This is a genomic window from Allobosea sp. RIT-PG3_2 (assembly GCF_057321085.1).
In genome coordinates, this window is the sequence record NZ_JBXWCA010000002.1 from 171,378 (window position 1) to 192,061 (window position 20,684).

Genomic DNA, 20,684 nt, shown 5'->3' on the forward strand with positions numbered 1-20,684 from the left:
GCTGCGGCGCATGACGCTCGAACAGCTCCGCATCTTCGTCGCCGTCGCCGAGCGCGAGCACCTGACGCAAGGCGCCCGCGCGCTCAACCTCACCCAATCGGCGGTGAGCTCGGCGATCGCGGCGCTGGAGGCGCGCTATGCGACCCGGCTGTTCGACCGCATCGGACGGCGGATCGCGCTGACCGAGGCGGGCCGGCTGTTCCTGACCGAAGCCCGCGCCGTGCTGGCGCGCGCGGCGGCGGCGGAAGCGGTGCTCTCCGATCTCTCCGGACTGGCGCGCGGCTCGCTCGCGCTGATGGCGAGCCAGACCGTGGCGAATTACTGGCTGCCGCCGCTGATCCAGCAATTCCGCCACGCCCATCCCGGCATCGCGATCACGGTTTCCATCGGCAACACCGAGACGGTCAGCGCCGCCATCCATGACGGAGCGGCCGATCTCGGTTTCATCGAGGGCGAGATCGACGATCCCGCCCTTGCCATCACCGCCGTCGCCGAGGACGAACTCGTGATTATCGTGCAGACCGGCCATCCCTGGACGGGCGCACCGCCGATCCCCTCCGCGCTGAAGCAGGCGGCGTGGGTGCTGCGCGAACCGGGCTCCGGCACGCGCGCCATGTTCGAGGCGGCGCTGCCCCGGCTCGGGCTCGTGCCTGCCGATCTCACTGTGGCGCTCGAACTGCCGTCGAACGAGGCGATCTGCGCCGCGGTCGCCGCCGGTGCAGGCGCCACCGCGATCTCCCGCCTCGTCGCCGCCAACGCCATCGCGGCCGGGCGGCTCGCCACTGTCGCCTTGCCGCTGCCGAAGCGCCGCTTCCTCGCGCTGCGCCACAAGGAGCGCTACCTGGCCAAGGCGGCCGCGGCATTCCTGGCGCTGACGGCGGCGCAGCACATACCGGCCTGACACCCCCTCAACCACGATGCATCGGCAGAGAGCTGCCAGACGAACGGCGGTTGACATTCAAGTAATGTTATAATGTAACAAATTATCTTTCATCAGACCGGACCTTTCCGATGGCCAACCCCTCCCTCCTCGTCGATCGGCGCCTGCCGGTCACGGTCCTCTCGGGCTTTCTCGGCGCCGGCAAGACCACGCTGCTCAACCACATCCTCAACAATCGCGAGGGCAAGCGCGTCGCCGTGATCGTCAACGACATGAGCGAGGTCAACATCGACGCCGATCTCGTGCGCGAGGGCGGCGCCAACCTCTCCAAGACCGAGGAGAGCCTGGTCGAGATGAGCAATGGCTGCATCTGCTGCACGTTGCGCGATGACCTTCTGACCGAGGTTCGTCGCCTCGCCGAGGAGAGGAAGTTCGACTACCTGCTGATCGAGGGCACCGGCATCGCCGAGCCGCTGCCAATCGCCGCGACCTTCTCGTTCCGCGACGAAGAGGACCGCTCGCTCGACGATGTCGCGCGGCTGGACACGATGGTCACAGTCGTCGACGCGCTCAATCTGCTCGATGATTATGACAGCCGCGACTTCCTCGGCGATCGCGGCGAGACTGCCGGCGAAGGCGATGCGCGCACGCTGGTCGACCTACTGGTCGAGCAGATCGAGTTCGCCGATGTCGTGGTCGTCAACAAGGCGGGCGAGGTCTCGCCGCAGAAGCTCGAGAAGGTCAGGCAGGTGGTGCGCGGGCTCAATGCCGACGCCCGCATCGTCGACGCCGATTTCGGCCGCGTGCCGCTCGACGAGGTGCTGGATACCAAGCTCTACAGCGAGGAGAGGTCGCAGACCCATCCGCTCTGGCACAAGGAACTCTACGGCTTCCGCGACCATGTGCCGGAGACCGAGGAATACGGCATCCGCTCCTTCGTCTACCGGGCACGCAGGCCGTTCCACCCGCTGAAGCTCCACGATTTCATGGGCAAGCGCCTGCCCGGCGTGATCCGGGCCAAGGGGCATTTCTGGCTGGCGAGCCGGCCATACTGGGTCGGCGAATATTCGCTGGCGGGCCGCATCACCCGCACCGAGGGCATGGGGCGCTGGTGGGCCGCCGTGCCCAGGGAGCGCTGGCCGGGTTCGGAGGAGTTCCTGTCGATGATGCGCAAGCATTGGTCAACGGCCTGGGGCGACCGGCGCCAAGAGCTGGTCTTCATCGGCGGGCCGGAGATGGACGAGGCGGCGATCCGCGCCGAGCTCGACGCCTGCCTGACCGGGAACACGGCAACGGGGATGACGCAGTCGATGCTGAGGCTGGAAGACCCCTTCCCGAGCTGGGACCGCCAGGCGGCCTGAGCTTTCCGTCATCGCCGCAAAGCCGGCGCCCTCCCTGCCCAATCGAGATATCAGATGACCCAGCCTCGCTTCCGGCCGCGCCATGCCGCGCGCCTTGCCACTCGCCTTGTCGCCCACCTTGCAGCCGGCACGGCCTTCGGCTCTCTCCTGTCCTCGGGCGCGCTGGCACAAGGCGCGATCGTTCTCCCGGAAATCACCGTCACCGCGCCGAGCCCGATCCAGCCGCGCGTGCTGCCGGATGCCGCGCAGGCAGGCGGGGACACCGTGCCCCTCAACCGCAGCTTCTCGTCGGTGACAGTGCTGACCGCGCCGGACATCCTGCGCAATGGCGGGCGCACGCTCGGCGACCAGCTCGCCAACGAGCCCGGCATTACCAATTCCGGCTTCGCGCCGGGCGGCGCCGACCGGCCGGTGATCCGCGGCCTCGATAATGTCCGGGTGCGCATCCAGGAAAACGGCATCGGCTCGCAGGACGTCTCCGACCTCGGCGAGGACCATGGCGTGCCGATCGACCCGCTGGCGGCGCAGCGCATCGAGGTGATCCGCGGCCCCGGCACGCTGCGCTACGGCTCGGAGGCGATCGGCGGAGTCGTGAGTGTCGAGAACAACCGCATTCCCTCCATGCTGATCGCTCCGGGCTTCCATGCCGAGACGCGCTCGTCGGTCTCCTCCGTCGACAACGGCTTCGAGAATTCGGCGCTGATCGATGCCCGCTCCGGCCAGTTCGTCATCCATGGCGACATCTATCACCGCAATGCCGAGGACTACCGCATTCCCGGCGGCCGGCAGTTCAACAGCTTCTCCCGCTCGCACGGGCAGGCGATCGGCGGCACCTATTTCCTGCAGAACGGCTTCATCGGCTTCTCGCTCTCGCATTTCACCAGCCTCTACGGCATTCCCGGCAACGACGCCGCCCAGAGCCGCACCCGCATCGATCTCGAGCAGACGCGGCTGGCCAGCAAGGGCGAGTTCCAAATCGACGGCGGCTTCATCGACACGATCCGCTACTGGGTGGGCGCTCGGTCTATCGCCATGACGAGAAAGGCCTGAACGGCGACGGCCTGTTCGAGACCGCGGCGACCTTCAAGAACCGCGAGGTCGAGGGCCGCGTCGAGGCGCAGCTCAAGCCGGTCGATATCGGGATCGGCCGCCTGACCTCCGCCTTCGGCGTGCAGTTCGGTCGGCAGGAGATCGGCACGGCGGGCGAGGCCGGCGGCCTGCTGCTGCCGGCGACGACGCAGACCGCCGCGCTCTACAACTTCAACGAGCTTCAGCTTCTGCCGGGCACCAAGCTGCAGGCGGCCGGGCGCATCGACTATGCCCGCGTCTCGGGCACCGGCGCGATCTTCCCCGCCGATCTGCTCGGTGCTTCCGGCGACCCGACGGACGATCCGCGCACGCGCCGTTTCGTGCCGCTCAGCGCCAGCATCGGCCTGCTGCAGGACCTGCCCTATGGCTTCGTGGCGAGCCTCACCGGCTCCTATATCGAGCGCGCCCCGAAGGCGGCCGAGCTGTTCTCGCGCGGCGCCCATGATGCGCCCGGCACCTTCGAGATCGGCGATCCCAACCTGAGGAAGGAGGCGGCCAAGACGGTGGAACTCGGCTTGCGCCGCAGCGCCGGCCCGTGGCGCTTCGACGCCTCCCTCTATGCGACGCGCTATGAGGGCTTCATCTACCGGCATGTCACCGGCACCCGCTGCGACGACGAGTTCGCGAGTTGCGGCACCGGCGACGAGCTGACCCAGGTCATCTACAGCCAGCGCAACGCGACCTTCCTCGGCGGCGAACTGAAGACGCAGTACGACCTCTTCGCCATCGGCCCGCACGTCTTCGGCATCGAAGGACAATACGACATCGTGCGCGCGAAGTTCTCCGGCGGCGAGAACGTGCCGCGCATTCCGCCGCAGCGGCTCGGCGGCGGCCTGTTCTGGCGCGGCGGAGAAAACTGGCAGGCCCGCGTCACCCTGCTGCACGCCTTCTCGCAGAAGCGCACCGCGCCCGAGGAAACCACGACCGACGGCTACAACCTGCTGAACGCCGAGCTGAGCTATCGCTTCAAGATCAAGGAGAGTCCGCTTGGCCCGGTGGAGCTGACGGCCGGCGTCAACGGCACGAACCTGCTCAACGAGACGATCCGCAACGCCGTCTCGTTCCGCAAGGACGAGGTGGTGCTGCCAGGCCGCGGGGTCAGGGCCTTCCTGAGCGCGAAGTTCTGAACCTCGCTCTCAGGCCGCGACCACGGCGCTCGGCGCGGCGCGCATCAGCATGCCGAAGAGGTCGCGCGGATCGTCGGGATCCGCGATCAGGTCGAGGTCGACATAGGTGCCGGCCTCGCGGATGCGCTCATAAACGTAGCGCAGCGCCGAGAAATCCTCGATGGCGAAGCCGACCGAGTCGAACATCGTGATCTGCCCGGCGTCGCTGCGGCCCGGCGCGACGCCGGCGATGACCTTCCAGAGTTCCTCGACAGGGTGATCGGCATCGAGTTGCTGGATATCGCCCTCGATGCGGGTCTGCGGGGGGTATTCGACGAAGATCGAGGAGCGCAGCAGCACATCGCGGTGGATCTCGGTCTTGCCCGGGCAGTCGCCGCCGACGGCGTTGATGTGGACGCCGGCGCCGACCATGTTGTCGGTCAGGATCGTCGCATACTGCTTGTCGGCGGTGACGGTGGTGACGATCTCCGCGCCCTCGACTGCCTCCATCGCCGTGGCGCAGCGGGTGATCCTGAAGCCGTGGCGCGCAAGATTGCGGGCGCATTTCTCGGTCGCTGCCGGGTCGACGTCGTAAAGGCGCAGATTGTCGATGCCGAGCAGCGCCCGGAAGGCGAAGGCCTGGAACTCGGACTGCGCGCCATTGCCGATGATCGCCATCGTCGCGGCGTTCTTCGGCGCGAGGTGCTTCGCCGCCACCGCCGACATCGCCGCTGTGCGCAGCGCCGTCAGCAGGGTCATCTCCGAGAGCAGCACGGGATAGCCGGTCGCGACGTCGGAGAGCAGGCCGAAGGCGGTGACGGTCTGCAGCCCGGCCTTCATGTTCTTGGGGTGGCCGTTGACGTATTTGAAGCCGTAGAGCTTGCCGTCGCTGGTCGGCATCAACTCGATCACGCCTTCGAGGCTGTGCGAGGCGATGCGCGGCGTCTTGTCGAAAATCTCCCAGCGCCGGAAATCGTCCTCGATATAGCCGGCGATATCGGACAGCACGCGTTCGATGCCGATAGCATGGACCAGCTTCATCATGTGGTCGACGCTGACGAAAGGCACGACGTTGAGCTGCTGAATCATGGGTCCCCGCGCTGTTCTTATGAAAGACCCATTGTCCGCGTTTTGAGCGGCAGGCGATAGAAGCCAGATTGACCTGATCGATGCCAAGATTGATCGGATCGGCAAAGGTGATTATCCAATATGGACAATGGACGATATCGATCAGCGCCTCATCACCCTGCTGCGCCATGACGGGCGCCGCAGCATCTCGGACCTCGCGGCCGATCTCGGCCTGACGCGGGCGACGGTGCGCTCGCGGCTGGAGAAGCTGGAACAGTCGGGCGAGATCATCGGGTTCACAGTGATCCTGCGATCGGACGCGATCGACCTGCCGGTGCGCGGCATCACCATGATCGAGATCGCCGGCCAGGCGGCGGACGCGGTCACCACAGCGCTGAGCGGCTTCAGCGAGGTCTCCAGCATCCACACCACCAACGGCAACTGGGACCTCGTGGTCGAGCTCGGCACCTCCGACCTGATCGCCTTCGACCAAGTGCTCAGGCGCATCCGCTTGATCCCCGGCGTCACCAACAGCGAGACCAGCCTGCTGCTGGCGACGCCGCGCAGCGTCAAGGCGCGGCTGTAGGCGCTATGGGCAGTTCGTCGCCGGCCTGTCGTGGCTCCCCCGTCATTCCGGGGCGTCGCGCCAGCGAAGAGCCCGGAACCCAGAACCGATACGGTCTCCACGAAGGCGCTGTTGGGTCACCGATCAAATGAATAACGGCATCGGTTCTGGGTTCCGGTCTCAGGCCTGCGGCCTGCCCCGGAATGACGGCTGAGGCTCCGGCAACATCATCTCTGGAAGCTGCCCACACCACCCAGCACTTTCGACAAGGATCGCCGCTGCATGGCCGCCATCCGCAAATGCGACACGGCGCCCCGTGACAGGCGCGCGCCGCCCCCCTAACGTGCCACCTGTCAGACGAAGGCGTCGATGGCGGCCGGCGATGCATGATCGCGCAAGGCCGCCCGTTCGCGTCCGGCATCGACAGTTCCTTGCTCAGGGCATGGACGAACGGCCGCTTCCCGGCCGGGTTCGCGCGCCTTGAGCCAAGACACGATCAGGGAGACCAGACCATGTCGCATGAGCTCGAATTCTACATCGATGGCCAGTGGGTGCAGCCCTCCGGCAAGCGCACGCTGGGCGTCGTCGATCCGTCCAACGAGGAGGTTTTCGCCACCATCGCGCTCGGCGAGCAGGCCGATGTCGACAAGGCCGTCGCCGCAGCCCGCGCCGCCTTCCCGGCCTTCGCCGCGACCTCGAAGGCCGAGCGCCTCGCGCTGATGCGCCGCCTCGCAGAGGCCTACAAGAAGCGCTACGACGACATCGCCGACGCGCTCTCGCGCGAAATGGGCGCGCCGAAGGAGCTGGCGCATCGCGCGCAGGCCGCGATGGGCACCGCCCATCTCGCCAAGATGATCGAGACGCTCGAGAATTTCGAGTTCGAGGAGCTGCGCGGCACCACCCTGATCGCCAAGGAGGCGATCGGCGTCGTCGGCATGATCACGCCGTGGAACTGGCCGCTCAACCAGATCATGTGCAAGGTCGCGCCGGCGCTGGCCGCCGGCTGCACCATGGTGCTGAAGCCCTCCGAGATCGCGCCGCTCAACGCCATCATCTTCGCGGAAGCCATGCATGAGGCCGGCGTGCCGAAGGGCGTGTTCAACCTCGTCAACGGCGACGGCCCGACGGTCGGCGAGGCGATCTCGCGCCATCCGGGCGTCGACATGGTTTCCTTCACGGGCTCGACCCGCGCCGGCATCCTCGTCGCCAAGGCGGCGGCGGATACCGTCAAGCGCGTGCATCAGGAGCTCGGCGGCAAGTCGGCCAACATCATCCTCGACGACGCCGACCTGAAGAAGTCGGTGAAGCTCGGCGTGGAGAGCGTGATGCGCAACTCCGGCCAGTCCTGCAATGCGCCGACCCGGATGTTCGTGCCGGAGAAGCTGCATGAGGAGGCGCTCGCCATCGCCAAGCAGGTCGCCGAGCCGCTCAAGGTCGGCGCTCCCTCGGCGGACGGCGTCTTCCTCGGCCCGGTCGTCAGCGAGGTGCAGTACGAGAAGATCCAGCGCCTGATCGAGGCCGGCATCAAGGAAGGTGCGACGCTGGTCACCGGCGGCCCCGGCCGACCGGAAGGTCTGAACCGCGGCTACTATGTCCGCCCAACGGTCTTCGGCGGCGTCACCGACGAGATGACGATCGCGCGCGAGGAGATCTTCGGACCCGTGCTCTCGATCCTGCCCTACAAGAGCGACGACGAGGTGGTGGAGCGCGCCAACGACACGCCCTACGGCCTCGCTTCCTATGTCCAGTCTGGCTCGCAGGATCGCGCCCGCAAGATCGCGGCGCAGATGCGCTCGGGCAACGTCTATATCAACTATCCGGCCTGGGACGCGGGCGCGCCCTTCGGCGGCTACAAGCAGTCCGGCAACGGCCGCGAATACGCCGATTTCGGCCTCGAGGAGTTCCTTGAGATCAAGGGCACGGTCGGCTACGCCGCGGCCTGATCGGATAGCGACCTGACAGACGCAAGGCCCGGTGGACGCAAAGCCACCGGGCCTTCATCTTATCGACCATTCAATCGATTGAGAGAGACAGGCCATGGCCAATCCGAACCGCTATGACGCGATGCGCTATAATCGCTGCGGCCGCAGCGGGCTGCAGTTGCCGGCGCTCTCGCTCGGCCTCTGGCAGAATTTCGGCGAGACCGGCAGCCGCACCAACATGCGCGAGATCTGCCGCACGGCCTTCGATCTCGGCATCACCCATTTCGACCTCGCCAATAATTACGGCCCCCCGCCCGGCTCGGCAGAGACCGCCTTCGGCGAGATCCTCGCCCAAGATTTCGCTGATTATCGCGACGAGCTGTTGATCTCGACCAAGGCCGGCTACCGGATGTGGCCCGGCCCCTATGGCGAATGGGGCAGCCGCAAATACCTGATCTCCAGCCTCGACCAGAGCCTGAAGCGGATGAAGCTCGACTATGTCGACATCTTCTATTCGCACCGCTTCGACCCGAACACGCCGCTGGAAGAAACGATGGGTGCGCTCGACGCCATCGTCCGCCAGGGCAAGGCGCTCTATGTCGGGCTCTCCTCCTACAATTCGAAGCGGACGCAGGAAGCGGTCGCGATCCTGCGCCGGCTCGGCACGCCCTGCCTGATCCACCAACCGAGCTATTCGATGCTCAACCGCTGGATCGAGCAGGACGGGCTGCTCGACACGCTCGATGCGGAGGGCATCGGCTCGATCGTGTTCTCGCCGCTGGCGCAGGGCATGCTGACCGACAAGTACCTCAAGGGCGTGCCGGCCGGCAGCCGTGCCGACAAGAAGGCGCCTTCCTTCCGCGAAGGTTTCCTCAGCGAGGACAATCTCAGGAGCATCGCGGCGCTGAACGAGATCGCCAACGCGCGCGGCCAGAGCCTCGCCCAGATGGCGATCGCCTGGGTGCTGCGCGGCGGACGCGTGACATCGGCGCTGATCGGCGCGAGCCGGCCGGAGCAGGTGAGCGATTGCGTCGCGGCGCTGAAGAACCCGGAATTTTCCGCCGACGAGCTGGCGGCGATCGACAGGCACGCCGTCGATGGCGGCATCAACATCTGGGCGGCTTCGGCAGAGCGGTAGAACAGCCGCCATCGTCATTCCGGGGCTTCGCGCAGCGAAGAGCCCGGAACCCAGAACCGATGCATCTTATCGAGAGCGCAGCAGTCGCGCCGCTTCATTTAGATCCGGTATCGGTTCTGGGTTCCGGGCTCATGCCGATGGCATGCCCCGGAATGACGATGTGTTTCTCCGCCCGTCCGACTCCCCTCAATCCTCCTCAGCCACTGCCGCGATCGGCAGGGCGCTGGAGCGCTTGACCTGGCCCAACGCGAAGCTCGACTCGATCGAGGCGACGCCGTCGAGGCGGGTGAGTTTGTCCTTGAGGAAGCGCTCATAGGCCGGCAGGTCGCGCACGACGATGCGCAGGAGATAGTCGCGCTGCCCGGTCATCAGATAACAGTCGACCACCTCCGGCCAGCGCGCCACGGCCTGCGAGAAACGGTCTAGCTCGTCCTCGCGCTGGCGCTCCAGCTTGACCGAGGCGAAGACGCTGATCGGCAGGCCGACCTTGGTCTGGTCGATGATCGCGGCATAGCCCTGAATGACGCCGGCCTCCTCCAGCATGCGGATGCGCCGCGCGCAGGGCGAGGCCGATAGACCGATGCGCTGGGCGAGATCCTGCACCGAAAGGCGCGAATTGATCTGCAGTTCCGCGATGATCTTGCGGTCGAGCGCATCGAGGCGCAGGCGTGCCATTCCCTGTCTCCGTCTCGGCTGACATCGCCCTTTTACAGGAGCCGCCGTTGATCGCCATGGGCATCACCGTGGGAAGAGCGCGACACGATACAACTGGCGCGAAGGCGCCGGTCGCGCTAAGCGATACCTACAATCCCGCGAATGTATGGAAGCCCGCGCTGCGATGGCCGAAGGCGATGAAGCGATCCGCTGGATCAGCCGGCTCGATCCGGCGGCAGGGCCACGATACCTGCAGATCGTCGCGCAGCTCGAACAGGCCGTGACCAAGGGGCTACTCCGGCCGGGGGACCGGCTGCCGCCGCAACGCAAGCTGGCCGAACACCTCGCCGTCGATCTCACCACGGTGACCCGCGCCTTCGGCGAGGCACGCGAACGCGGGCTGATCGACGCCGTGACCGGGCGCGGTTCCTTCATCTCGGTCCGGCAGGAGCAGGAAGGGCCGGCGCTCGACCTCAGCATGACGATCCCGCCGGCGCCGAAGGGGCTGCGACTGGGCGAGCTGATGCAGCGCGGCATCGCCGAGATCCTGGCGCGCAGCGATGCCGACCAGCTGATGAACTATCATGGCGGGGCCGGATCATTGGCCGAACGCGCGGCCGGAGCCGCCTGGCTCGCACCGCTGATGGGCGCGCTTGCGCCGCAGCGCATCGCCGTCGTGCCGGGAGCGCAGACGGGGCTGAACGCCCTCCTCTCGCTGCTGGCCCGGCCCGGCGATACGGTCCTGACGGAACCGCTGGCCTATCCCGGCCTGATTGGCGCGGCCCGGCAACATGGGCTTACCATGGCTCCTGTCGCGAGCGATGCCGACGGCCCGCTCCCGGACGCGCTCGACGAGGCTGCCATCCGCTACGGAGCGCGGCTGTTCGCGCTGACACCGACGCTGCAAAATCCGACCTGCATCACGATCAGCGAACAGCGCCGCCGCGAACTCGTCGCCGTCGCCCGCCGACGCGACCTCGTGCTGATCGAGGACGATCCCTACAGCCTGCTCGCCGGGGATGCGCCCCCGCCGCTCGCTGCGCTGGCGCCGGAGCGGACCTGGCATGTCGCGACCTTGTCGAAGGTGCTGACGCCCGGCCTGCGCACGGCCTTCATCGTCATGCCCGAGGGAGCCGACGATGCGCCCTTCCTCGCCGCACTGCGCGCGACAGCCCTGATGCCCGCGCCATTGATGACGGCACTTGCCGCGCACTGGATCAGGATCGGCGTGGCCAAGGATTTGCTGGAGGGCGTGCGGCGCGAAGCGGTCGAGCGGCAAATACTGGCGAGAGGGATTTTGCCCGAGACGATGCAGGGCCATCCCTATGCGCTGCATGTCTGGCAGCCGCTGCCCGCGCATTGGGAGCGCAGCCGCCTGATCGAGCGTGCCCGGATGGCCGGGCTCGGCGTCATGGCGGCAGATGCGTTCAGCACGGGGGGCCAGGCTCCGGACGCGATCCGGATCGCACTGGGGGCGATACCGGAACGGGCGCGGCTGGCCGAAGCGCTCCGGCTTCTAGCGAAGCTCATCGCAGGCAATGAAATGGAGCGACAAGAGGCGCGCCGAACACTCTGAAACCGGGTAGAGGCGTTGCCTTTTTGCGGAAACGCGGGTCGTCCCGGCCGGAGCGAAGCGGAGAGCCGGGATCCATGCCTGAACCTCGACCGGAAGCGCTCCGGCATGGATCCCGGGTCAAGCCGGGGATGACGCCGTGGTTCCGTCGCAGATCAGCAGCTGTTGAAACAGCCTTGTCAGGATCAGGCCGCCGGCTTGTCCTGCGGCGTCGGGCGGGCGAGCCGGCCTTCCTCGGCCTTGTGGAAGAATTGCGAGGCGACGAGCCAGCCCTTCAGCGGCTGGAGCGGCGGAATGCAAGTCAGCAGGATCAGCGGCAGCGTGGTGACGAGATGCACCCAGGTCGGCGGGTTGTAGGTCAGCTCCAGCCAAAGCGGAAAGGCCGCGGCCGGGATGCAGACGAACATCATCACGAAGAAGGCCGGTCCATCCGCCGGGTCGGCGAAGGAATAATCGAGGCCGCAGACCTCGCATTTCGGCTTCAGCTTCAGGAAGCTCTCGAACATCTTGCCCTGCCCGCAACGCGGGCAGCGGCCGCGCAGGCCGGTCTGGAGCGGAGAGAGTGGCGGCCAGTGCTCGCCGGACATGGAATGTCTCCTCGGGACGGCGCCGTTCGATCGGCGTCGCCCCTCAGATCAGCCTCGATACAGACAATGTCAATATTGTATGCATCTTAGCTGGCTGCCTGCGCGGATCGGTCGCGGGGCGTTTTCAGATGTGCAGCGCGTGTCCCAGCGCTTTCATCGCGGCCTCCGGGAAGGCCTCGCCGAGGGTCGGATGGGCGTGGATCGTGCCGGCGATGTCCTGCAGCGTCGCCCCCATCTCAATGGCGAGGCCGAAGGCGGCCGAGAGTTCCGAAACGCCCTGCCCGACCGCCTGGATGCCGAGCACCAATTCGCTGCCGGCCTGCGCGACGACGCGGACGAAGCCCGCCTCGGCATGGCGGGTCATGGCGCGGCCATTGGCGGCGAAGGGGAACTGGCCGATCTTGAGCTCATGGCCGGCGCGCTTCGCCTCGTCAGGGGAAAGGCCGACCGAGACGATCTCGGGATCGGTGAAGCAGATCGCCGCGATGCCGCGCTTGTCCCAGGCCCGCGGCAGGCCGGCAACGATCTCCGCCACCATCTCGCCCTGCGCCATGGCGCGATGCGCCAGCATCGGCTCTCCGGTCACGTCGCCGATGGCGTAGATGCCGCGCATCGCGGTCTCGCAGCGCTCGCCGATACGGATGAAGCGGCCGTCCCTGTCGAGAACGAGGTTCTCAAGCCCGAGATCGTCGGTGACCGGCTTGCGGCCGACCGTGACTAGGATCTTGTCGGCCGGCAGCGCACGCTCGGTGCCATCGGCCGTCTCGATGCGCAGCCCGTCGCCCTTCGGCGTTGCCCCAAGCGCCTTGGCGCCCGTGAGCACCTCGACGCCGAGCGCAGTCAGGCGCTTCGAGACCGGGCCCGTCAGTTCGGTGTCGTAGAGCGGCAGGATGCGCTCCTGCGCCTCCACCACCGTGACCTTGCTGCCGAGCTTGGCGAAGGCGGTGCCGAGTTCGAGCCCGATATAGCCGCCGCCGACCACGACGAGGCGCTTCGGCAATTCGGTCAGCGCCAGCGCGCCTGTCGAGGAGATGACGTTGCCACTGAGCGGCAGGAAGGGCAGTTCCACCGGCGCGGAGCCGGTGGCGATGACGATCGCCTCCGCCCTGATCGTGCGCGGGCCGGTCTCGGTTTCGACCACGACGGTCTTGCCGTCGCGGAAACGCGCCTTGCCGTGGACGATCTTGACCTTGGCCTTGCGCAGCAGCGCGGCGACGCCGTTGTTGAGGCGCTGGACGATGCCGTCCTTCCAGGCGACGGCCTGCTTCAGGTCGAGCTTAGGCTCCGCGGCGGTCAGGCCGAAGGGCGTCTTGCCGGCGGCTGCTTCCGCCGCCTTCTCGAACTCCTCGGCGACATGGATCATCGCCTTGGAGGGAATGCAGCCGACATTGAGGCAGCTGCCGCCGAGCTTCGTGCTCTCGACGATGACGGTGTCGATGCCGAGCTGGCCGGCGCGGATGGCGCAGACATAGCCGCCGGGCCCGGCACCGATGACGAGGAGCTTGCAGGTGATCTCGGTCATGCGCGGTCCTCACCACAACGGGTCGGAATCATGCGGTGGAACCTCGCCGTCATCCCGGCTGGAGCGAAGCGGAATGCCGGGATCCATCGTAGAGCACCGCGTTCTACGATGGATCCCGGAGCTGCGCCGCTGACGCGGCTCGTCCGGGATGACGCGGTGTTTCCTCGCCCCATCACGTCACAGATCCACGAAGAGCGTGGCCGGGTTTTCCAGCAGTTCCTTCAGCCGCTGCACGAAGACGGCGGCGTCCCAGCCGTCGATGACGCGGTGGTCGAAGCTGGAGGAGAGGTTCATCATCTTGCGCGGCACGAAAGTCGTGCCGTCCCAGACCGGGCGTACGACCATCTTGTTGACGCCGACGATGGCGACCTCCGGATAGTTGATCACCGGCGTCGTGGCGATGCCGCCGAGCGCGCCGAGCGAGGTGATGGTGATGGTCGAGCCGGTCAGTTCGTCGCGGGTCGCGGTGCCGTCGCGAGCGCGCTCGGCGAGCCGGTTGAGCTCGATGCCGCAGCCCCAGAGATCGCGCGCCTCGGCGTGCTTCACCACCGGCACGACGAGGCCGGACGGCGTCTGCGTGGCAATGCCGATATTGATCGCGGCATGCTGGTGCACGACCCCGGCATCGTCTTCGTAGAGCGCGTTGAGCGCCGGCTGCTCGGCCAGCGCCTTGACCATGGCGCGCATCAGGAAGGGCAGCATCGTCAGCTTCGGCCGTTCCGGCGTCGGCTTCTTGTTCAGCGTCGCGCGCAGGTCTTCCAGCGGCGAAACGTTGATCTCCTCGACGATGGTGATGTGCGGGATACGCGACTTCGACAGCGCCATCTTCTCGGCGATGCGCCGGCGCAGGCCGACGACCTTGATGTCGGTGACCGCATTCTGCTCGACCAGCCCGCCGCCACGGACCGGCTCGGGGCCGCGCAGCAGGAAGGCGTCGATATCCTCATGGCTGATGCGGCCGGCCGGTCCGGTGCCCTGGACCTGCCGCAGATCGACGCCGGCCTCACGCGCCTTGAGGCGAACGGCCGGCGAGGCGAGCGGTTTCTCGCCCGGCGCACGGCGCTGGGCCGGCGTGGTACCGACGCGCGCCGGCTTCGGCGGCGGCGGGGCAGCCGGTTTAGCAACGGAACCACCGCCGTCATTCCGGGACTTCGCGCCAGCGAAGGGCCCGGAACCCAGAGCCGCTGGGTTGTCGGAGGTTGTCGCCCCGCCACCGGCGCCCTTGCGAGGAGACGCATCGGTTCTAGGTTCCGGGCTCAGGCCTTCGGCCTGCCCCGGAATGACGGACTGGCTCCCTGCGACATCGTCGCTCTCCGCGCCATCCGCACCCGCAATCTTGAGCTTCACGATCGGTGAGCCGATCGCGACGGTGTCGCCGACCTCCGCGCCGACCCAGGTGACCTCGCCCTCGACGGGAGAAGGAATTTCGACCGTCGCCTTGTCGGTCATCACGGCGGCGAGCAGATCGTCTTCGCGGACGATGTCGCCGACCTTGACGTGCCACTCGACGAGTTCCGCCTCGGCGATGCCCTCGCCGACATCCGGCAGCTTGATGATGCGCTCGGCCATCAGCGTGCCTCCATGATGTCGCGCAACGCCTGTCCGAGGCGGGCGGGACCGGGGAAGTAGTCCCATTCCTGTGCATGCGGATAGGGCGTGTCCCAACCGGTGACGCGCATCACCGGCGCCTCCAGATGGTAGAAGCAGTGCTCCTGCACCAGCGAGGCCAGCTCGCCGCCGAAGCCGGAGGTCAGCGTCGCCTCGTGCAGCACGATGCAGCGGCCGGTCTTCTCGACCGAGGCGATGATCGCCTCCAGATCGAGCGGGACCAGCGTGCGCAGATCGATGACCTCGGCGTCGATGCCGGTATCCTCGGCGGCCGCGAGGGCGACATGCACCATGGTGCCATAGGCGATGATGGTGACGGCACTACCCTCGCGCCGCGTCACCGCCTTGCCCAGCGGCACGGTGTAATGGCCGTCCGGCACCTCGGAGAGCTCGTGCTTCGACCAGGCCGTTACGGGTCTGTCGTGATGGCCGTCGAAGGGGCCGTTATAGAGCCGCTTCGGCTCGAGGAAGATCACCGGGTCCGGGTCCTCGATAGCGGCGATCAGCAGGCCTTTGGCGTCGTAGGGGTTGGATGGGACGACCGTCTTCAGGCCGGAGACATGGGTGAAGAGCGCTTCCGGGCTCTGGCTATGGGTCTGGCCGCCGAAGATGCCGCCGCCGGTCGGCATGCGGATCACCATCGGGCAGGTGAAATCGCCGGCCGAACGGTAGCGCAGGCGCGCGGCTTCGGAGACGATCTGGTCATAGGCCGGATACATGTAGTCGGCGAACTGGATCTCGACGCAGGGGCGAAGGCCATAGGCGGCCATGCCGACCGCGGTGCCGACGATGCCCAGTTCGTTGATCGGCGCATCGAAGCAGCGCGAGACGCCGTATTTCTGCTGGAGCCCATGCGTGCAGCGGAAGACGCCGCCGAAGAAGCCGACATCCTCGCCGAAGACCACGACATTGTCGTCGCGGCCCATGGAGACATCCATGGCGGAGCGGATCGCCTCGATCATCGTCATGCGGGACATCAGCCGAGCCCTCCGAAGTGCTCAACCCGTCTTTCCGGGGCGCCCCGCAGGGGCGAGCCCGGAACCCAGAACCGATGCCGGGAGCAAAGGAAGCGCGGCGGCGCAGCACTCATTTCTTCAACGCCTGCGGTTCTGGGTTCCGGGCTCATCGCTGCGCGATGCCCCGGAATGACGGAGAGGTTCTCGTGCGAGATAGGCATGATCTCACACCCCGATCTGCTGGCGCTGGCGGCGCAGATGCGGCGGCAGCTCGGCATAGACATCCTCGAAGATGTCGCGTGCCGAGGGCTTGCCGCCGGAATGCAGCGTGCCGAAGCTCTCGGCCTCCTTCTGCGCGGCGATGACGGTGGCGAGGATCTCGGCCTCCGCCTGCTTGTGGCGCTCCTCCGTCCAGGCGCCGACCGCAATCAGATGCTGCTTCAGCCGGATCAGCGGGTCTCCGAGCGGCCAGTCGTCGGATTCGTGCTTGGGGCGGTAGGCGGAAGGGTCGTCCGAGGTGGAATGCGCGCCGGCGCGGTAGGTGACGTATTCGACCAGCGTCGGCCCGAGATTGCGGCGGGCCCGCTCGATCGCCCATTGCGCCACGGCATAGGTGGCGAGGTAGTCGTTGCCGTCCACACGCAGGGCCGGGATGCCGAAGCCGAGGCCGCGCGCCGCGAAGGTGCCGGAGCCGCCGCGCGCGATGCCCTGGAAGGTCGAGATCGCCCACTGGTTGTTGACGACGTTGAGGACGACCGGGGCCTTGTAGGTCGAGGCGAAGACCAGCGCGGCGTGGAAATCCGATTCCGCCGTCGAGCCGTCGCCGATCCAGGCCGCGGCGATGCGGGTGTCGTTCTTGATCGCCGAGGCCATCGCCCAGCCGACGGCCTGGACGAACTGCGTCGCGAGATTGCCGGAGATCGAGAAGAAGCCGTGATCCTTCGACGAGTACATGATCGGCAATTGCCGGCCGCGTAGCGGATCGCGCTCGTTCGAGTAGATCTGGCACATCATGTCGACGAGCGGATAGTCGTTCGCGATCAGGAGCCCGGCCTGGCGATAGGTCGGGAAGTTCATGTCGCCGGGCTGGAGCGCGATGCGGAAGGCGCAGCTCACAGCCTCCTCGCCCGTGTGCTGCATGTAGAAGGAGGTCTTGCCCTGCCGCTGCGCCATCTGCATGCGCGCATCGAAGGTGCGCAGCGTCATCATGTGGCGCAGGCCGCGGACGAGATCGTCCTTGCCGAGATCGGGCGCCCACGGGCCTACCGCCTCGCCCTCGCGGTTCAGCACGCGGATGATCGAATAGGCGAGATCGCGGATATCCTTGGGGTCGACATCGACAGGCGGCCGCGCGACCGAGCCCGCCTGCGGGATCACGACATGGGAGAAGTCGGGCTTCTCGCCAGGCCGGCTCGCCGGCTTCGGGACATGGAACTTCAGCGGCTGGACCGTCGCCGACGCATTGTCGGCCTTGTCGCTGCTCATGAGCGTCTCCATCCCTGTCGCCACCAGCATTCCGCCTTCGCGTGCATCCGGCAAGGCGCCTCTCGTCGGCGCCGCCATGCACAGCAACCGCAGCCGGCCCGCGATCGTTCCCCTTGCAACCAACGCTAACGCTGCGCGGCCGGAGGTTCCTTCCGAATTTGCGGACGTCCTCGATATAAGGCAGAAGATACTGCTGCCTTTGTTGAAGAACGCAGAATGATCTCCCGGTGAATAAAAAGAGCCAGAACGGTCCTGCTCTCGATCTGATCGATCGCAAGATTCTCGCTGCGTTGCGGGAGGATGGGCGATTGACGACGCAGGCGCTGGCCGAAAAGGTCGGCCTCTCGCCTTCCCCCTGCTGGACGCGGGTGAAGCGGCTGGAGGAATCCGGCACGATCGAGAAATACGTCGCGCTGCTCGACCACAAAGCGCTCGGCTATAATAACGTCGTCTTCGTCGAAATCACGCTCGACAAGCATGACGACAAGGTGCTCGACCAGTTCGGCGAGGCGCTGGTCCGGGCGCCGGAGGTGGTCGAGGCCCATCTGGTCACCGGCGAATACGACTATCTCGCCAAGGTCGTGGTCAGCGGCACCGACCATTACGAACGCTTCCTGCGCGAGACGATCTACCGCATCCCGGGCGTGCGCCAGACGCGCACGACCTTCGGGCTGAGGGCGCTTAAGCGGACGCTCTCGGTCGATCCGTTGAAGGTGGTGGGGTGAGCAAGCTGCAGGAACAGCCGTCATGCTCGGGCCTGACCCGAGCATCTCCTGCCGAAAGAGGCTCCTTGAGCCTCATCCTGCCTGAGATTCTCGGGTCTACGCTTCGCTTCGCCCGAGAATGACGGCCTTTGCGAACGCTCTACGCCAGCATCCCCCGCACCATCGGCACGACCTTCTCGCCATAGAGCCTGATGCATTCCATCATCCGTTCATGCGCCAGGGCGCCGGCGCTGTACTTCAGCTGGAAGCGGGCGATGCCCAGTCCCTTCACCGTCGCGGCGATCTTGCGCGCCACCGTCTCGGGCGAGCCGAGATAGAGCGAGCCGCGCGCGACCTCCTGCTCGAACTCGTCTCGGCCCATCGGCGGCCAGCCGCGCTCGGCGCCGATGCGGTCCCGCATCTGCTTGTAGGCCGGGAAGAACTCTTCCCGGGCCTGCTCGTCGGTGGCCGCGACATAGCCCGGCGAATGCACGCCGACCGGCTTCGCCGGCTTGCCGAGCTGGCCATAGGCGCGGTGGTAGAGATCGACGAAGGGTTTGAAGCGCAGCGGATCGCCGCCGATGATGGCAAGCATCATCGGGAGATCGTAGCGCGCCGCCCGCACCACCGATTCCGGGCTGCCGCCGACGCCGATCCAGGTCTTGAGCGGCCCGTGCTCCACCGGCGGGTAGACCAGCTGGTCCTTCAGCGGCGGACGGATCGAGCCCTGCCAGGTCAACGGCTCCTGCGGCAGCAGCGCGGCGAAGAGATCGAGCTTCTCCTCGAAGAGCTTTTCATAGTCGCGCAGGTCGAAGCCGAAGAGCGGGAAGGATTCGGTGAAGGAGCCGCGCCCGAGAATGACCTCGGCACGCCCGTTCGAGAGCGCGTCCACCGTCGAGAAGCGCTGGAAGACGCGGATCGGATCGTCCGAGCTCAGCACGGTGACCGCGGAACCCAGCTTGATGCGGCTGGTGCGCGCGGCCATCGCCGCCAGCACGGTCTCGGGCGACGAAACTGCGAAATCGGCGCGATGATGCTCGCCGACGCCGATGAAGTCGATGCCGACCCTGTCTGCCAGCACGGCTTCCTCGACGAGGTTGCGGATCACCTGCGCATGCGGCAACGGCTTGCCGTCCGCCCCATGGGTGACGTCGCCGAAGGTGTCGAGCCCGAATTCCAGTTCCTGCGCCATGATCATCCCCAGGCCTGCTACGGCCCGTTGTTTGCCGGCCATCCCGGCCAGACGCAGTTAGGAGCGCCATTGCCCGGGCGCAATTCTCCGGGTGTTGCCGCTGCAGCAACAGCCTGTTTGCACGGCTGCAACCGCAGCGCTTGCAAGCGGCGCCGGCTATGCCGATGCTCGGCGGCCGCGGCGACATCAGCCGCATCCGAAACGACGCCATGATCATCCGCCAGCTTGTCTATCTCGACGCGCTCGCCCGCGAGAAGCATTTCCGCCGCGCGGCCGAGGCCTGCCATGTTTCGCAGCCGACTCTGTCAGCGGCGATCGTGCAGCTCGAGGAGGAGCTCGGCGTGATGATCGTCGAGCGCGGCCGGCGCTTCCAGGGCTTCACCAAGGAGGGCGAGGTCGTGCTCGCCCATGCGCGCCGCATCCTGGCCGAAGCCGAGATCATGAAGGACTCCATCGCCGAGCTGCGCGAGGGCGTGTCCGGGCGCATCCGGCTCGGCGCGATCCCGACCGCGCTGCCGATGATCGCGCACATCACCGCGCCATTCTCGGAGCGCTATCCGGCGGTTTCGCTGACCGTGCTGTCGCTGACCTCGCAGGAGATCCAGGAGGGCATCGACAATTTCGAGCTCGATGTCGGGCTGACCTATCTCGACAACGAGCCGCTCGACCGGGTGATCTCGAAGCCGATCTACCAGGAATCCTATGTGCTGCTGACCCGCGAGGACGGCCCGCTCGGCCCGCGCGACACCATCAGCTGGGCCGAGGCGGCCGAGCACAAGCTCTGCCTGCTCACCGGCGACATGCAGAACCGGCGCATCATCGACGGCATTTTCCGCTCGGTCGGCACCGCGCCGCGGCCGATGATCGAGACCAACTCGATCTTCAATCTCTGCTCCCATGCCGGCATCCAGGGCGTCGCCAGCATCGTCTCGCTGCAGTTGCTCGAATTCTTCGGCGTGCCGCTCGGAACGAAAGCACTGTCGCTGGTCGAGCCCGAGGCGCAACGGACGATCGGCCTGATCGTCGCCGACCGGCAGCCCGTCGCGCCGCTCGCCCGCAACCTGCTGATGATGACGAAGCCGGTGACGGATGCGCGGCTGCCGCGACGAACGATCGTGCGATAGTCTCAACCTATCGTCTTAGAGCCCGCATCGAATTGTGCAGCGCAAAACGGCTCCGCCGCGAAACTTTCGGACTGCCTCTCCGGCGCAGGCGGCCATCCCACTCCGCTTGCAAGCGAGTTTGATAGGCCCAGACTATCATGCAGTTGAAAC

The 20,684-nt window shown here is 66.9% G+C and carries 19 protein-coding genes; 11 read left to right on the forward strand and 8 right to left on the reverse strand.

What is annotated here, in order from left to right; genetic code table 11:
• Window positions 1–10: 10 nt before the first annotated feature.
• The 4 genes from AC2FAN_RS06585 to AC2FAN_RS06600 all read left to right on the forward strand — a co-directional run bounded on the left by AC2FAN_RS06585 (window position 11) and on the right by AC2FAN_RS06600 (window position 4,457).
• Window positions 11–901 carry a LysR family transcriptional regulator gene (locus tag AC2FAN_RS06585; protein ID WP_485173151.1) on the forward strand — a complete coding sequence of 297 codons (891 nt, stop codon included), beginning with the start codon at window positions 11–13 and terminating at the stop codon, window positions 899–901.
• 110 nt (window positions 902–1,011) lie between these two features.
• Window positions 1,012–2,241: a GTP-binding protein gene (locus tag AC2FAN_RS06590; RefSeq protein ID WP_485173152.1), complete on the forward strand. Its 1,230-nt coding sequence runs from the start codon at window positions 1,012–1,014 to the stop codon at window positions 2,239–2,241.
• A gap of 54 nt (window positions 2,242–2,295) precedes the next feature.
• Window positions 2,296–3,291 carry a TonB-dependent receptor plug domain-containing protein gene (locus AC2FAN_RS06595; RefSeq protein WP_485173153.1) on the forward strand — a complete coding sequence of 332 codons (996 nt, stop codon included), beginning with the start codon at window positions 2,296–2,298 and terminating at the stop codon, window positions 3,289–3,291.
• Between the two features lie 101 nt (window positions 3,292–3,392).
• A complete protein-coding gene (locus AC2FAN_RS06600) occupies window positions 3,393–4,457 on the forward strand; it encodes a TonB-dependent receptor (RefSeq protein ID WP_485173720.1) in 1,065 nt (354 codons plus the stop codon).
• A 9-nt stretch (window positions 4,458–4,466) separates the two neighbouring features.
• On the opposite strand, the gene AC2FAN_RS06605 is transcribed toward AC2FAN_RS06600, so the two are convergent.
• Entirely contained in the window at window positions 4,467–5,525 is a 1,059-nt protein-coding gene (locus tag AC2FAN_RS06605; RefSeq protein WP_485173154.1) for an ornithine cyclodeaminase, read from the reverse strand.
• 127 nt (window positions 5,526–5,652) lie between these two features.
• Between AC2FAN_RS06605 and AC2FAN_RS06610 the strand changes: the two genes are divergently transcribed.
• From AC2FAN_RS06610 to mgrA, 3 genes are all read left to right on the forward strand, one after another.
• Window positions 5,653–6,090, forward strand: a complete 438-nt coding sequence (locus AC2FAN_RS06610; RefSeq protein ID WP_265051665.1) for an Lrp/AsnC family transcriptional regulator — start codon at window positions 5,653–5,655, stop codon at window positions 6,088–6,090.
• Window positions 6,091–6,581: 491 nt separating this feature from the next.
• Entirely contained in the window at window positions 6,582–8,012 is a 1,431-nt protein-coding gene (locus AC2FAN_RS06615) for an aldehyde dehydrogenase family protein (RefSeq protein ID WP_265051664.1), read from the forward strand.
• 94 nt (window positions 8,013–8,106) lie between these two features.
• The gene (gene mgrA / locus AC2FAN_RS06620) at window positions 8,107–9,129 is read left to right on the forward strand and encodes an L-glyceraldehyde 3-phosphate reductase (RefSeq protein WP_485173155.1); all 1,023 of its coding nucleotides are present in this window, start codon (window positions 8,107–8,109) and stop codon (window positions 9,127–9,129) included.
• Window positions 9,130–9,315: 186 nt separating this feature from the next.
• Here the strand turns inward: mgrA and AC2FAN_RS06625 are convergent, their stop codons facing one another.
• The gene (locus AC2FAN_RS06625) at window positions 9,316–9,804 is read right to left on the reverse strand and encodes an Lrp/AsnC family transcriptional regulator (RefSeq protein WP_265051662.1); all 489 of its coding nucleotides are present in this window, start codon (window positions 9,802–9,804) and stop codon (window positions 9,316–9,318) included.
• A gap of 163 nt (window positions 9,805–9,967) precedes the next feature.
• On the opposite strand from AC2FAN_RS06625, the gene AC2FAN_RS06630 reads away from it, so the two are divergent.
• Window positions 9,968–11,359, forward strand: coding sequence for an aminotransferase-like domain-containing protein (locus tag AC2FAN_RS06630; protein WP_485173156.1), 1,392 nt, complete (start codon window positions 9,968–9,970; stop codon window positions 11,357–11,359).
• Window positions 11,360–11,541: 182 nt separating this feature from the next.
• Here the strand turns inward: AC2FAN_RS06630 and AC2FAN_RS06635 are convergent, their stop codons facing one another.
• The 5 genes from AC2FAN_RS06635 to AC2FAN_RS06655 form a co-directional block, all read right to left on the reverse strand.
• Window positions 11,542–11,943: a DUF983 domain-containing protein gene (locus AC2FAN_RS06635; protein WP_265051660.1), complete on the reverse strand. Its 402-nt coding sequence runs from the start codon at window positions 11,941–11,943 to the stop codon at window positions 11,542–11,544.
• Between the two features lie 124 nt (window positions 11,944–12,067).
• The gene (lpdA, locus tag AC2FAN_RS06640; RefSeq protein ID WP_485173157.1) at window positions 12,068–13,465 is read right to left on the reverse strand and encodes a dihydrolipoyl dehydrogenase; all 1,398 of its coding nucleotides are present in this window, start codon (window positions 13,463–13,465) and stop codon (window positions 12,068–12,070) included.
• Between the two features lie 177 nt (window positions 13,466–13,642).
• Window positions 13,643–15,034, reverse strand: coding sequence for a dihydrolipoamide acetyltransferase family protein (locus AC2FAN_RS06645; RefSeq protein WP_485173158.1), 1,392 nt, complete (start codon window positions 15,032–15,034; stop codon window positions 13,643–13,645).
• A complete protein-coding gene (locus AC2FAN_RS06650; RefSeq protein ID WP_485173159.1) occupies window positions 15,034–16,050 on the reverse strand; it encodes an alpha-ketoacid dehydrogenase subunit beta in 1,017 nt (338 codons plus the stop codon). Before AC2FAN_RS06650 ends, AC2FAN_RS06645 begins: the two co-directional genes overlap by 1 nt.
• A 204-nt stretch (window positions 16,051–16,254) precedes the next feature.
• Entirely contained in the window at window positions 16,255–17,514 is a 1,260-nt protein-coding gene (locus AC2FAN_RS06655; protein WP_485173160.1) for a thiamine pyrophosphate-dependent enzyme, read from the reverse strand.
• Between AC2FAN_RS06655 and AC2FAN_RS06660 the strand changes: the two genes are divergently transcribed.
• Entirely contained in the window at window positions 17,513–17,734 is a 222-nt protein-coding gene (locus AC2FAN_RS06660; RefSeq protein WP_485173161.1) for a hypothetical protein, read from the forward strand. The two genes, AC2FAN_RS06655 and AC2FAN_RS06660, sit on opposite strands and share 2 nt — an antisense overlap.
• Before the next feature lie 7 nt (window positions 17,735–17,741).
• Window positions 17,742–18,239 carry an Lrp/AsnC family transcriptional regulator gene (locus tag AC2FAN_RS06665; RefSeq protein WP_265051654.1) on the forward strand — a complete coding sequence of 166 codons (498 nt, stop codon included), beginning with the start codon at window positions 17,742–17,744 and terminating at the stop codon, window positions 18,237–18,239.
• A gap of 139 nt (window positions 18,240–18,378) precedes the next feature.
• Here AC2FAN_RS06665 and AC2FAN_RS06670 read toward each other — a convergent pair whose 3' ends face one another.
• On the reverse strand, window positions 18,379–19,410 hold the full coding sequence (locus AC2FAN_RS06670) for an LLM class flavin-dependent oxidoreductase (protein ID WP_485173162.1): 1,032 nt from the start codon (window positions 19,408–19,410) through the stop codon (window positions 18,379–18,381).
• 158 nt (window positions 19,411–19,568) lie between these two features.
• On the opposite strand from AC2FAN_RS06670, the gene AC2FAN_RS06675 reads away from it, so the two are divergent.
• Window positions 19,569–20,534: a LysR family transcriptional regulator gene (locus tag AC2FAN_RS06675; RefSeq protein ID WP_265051652.1), complete on the forward strand. Its 966-nt coding sequence runs from the start codon at window positions 19,569–19,571 to the stop codon at window positions 20,532–20,534.
• The last annotated feature ends 150 nt before the right edge of the window (window positions 20,535–20,684 follow it).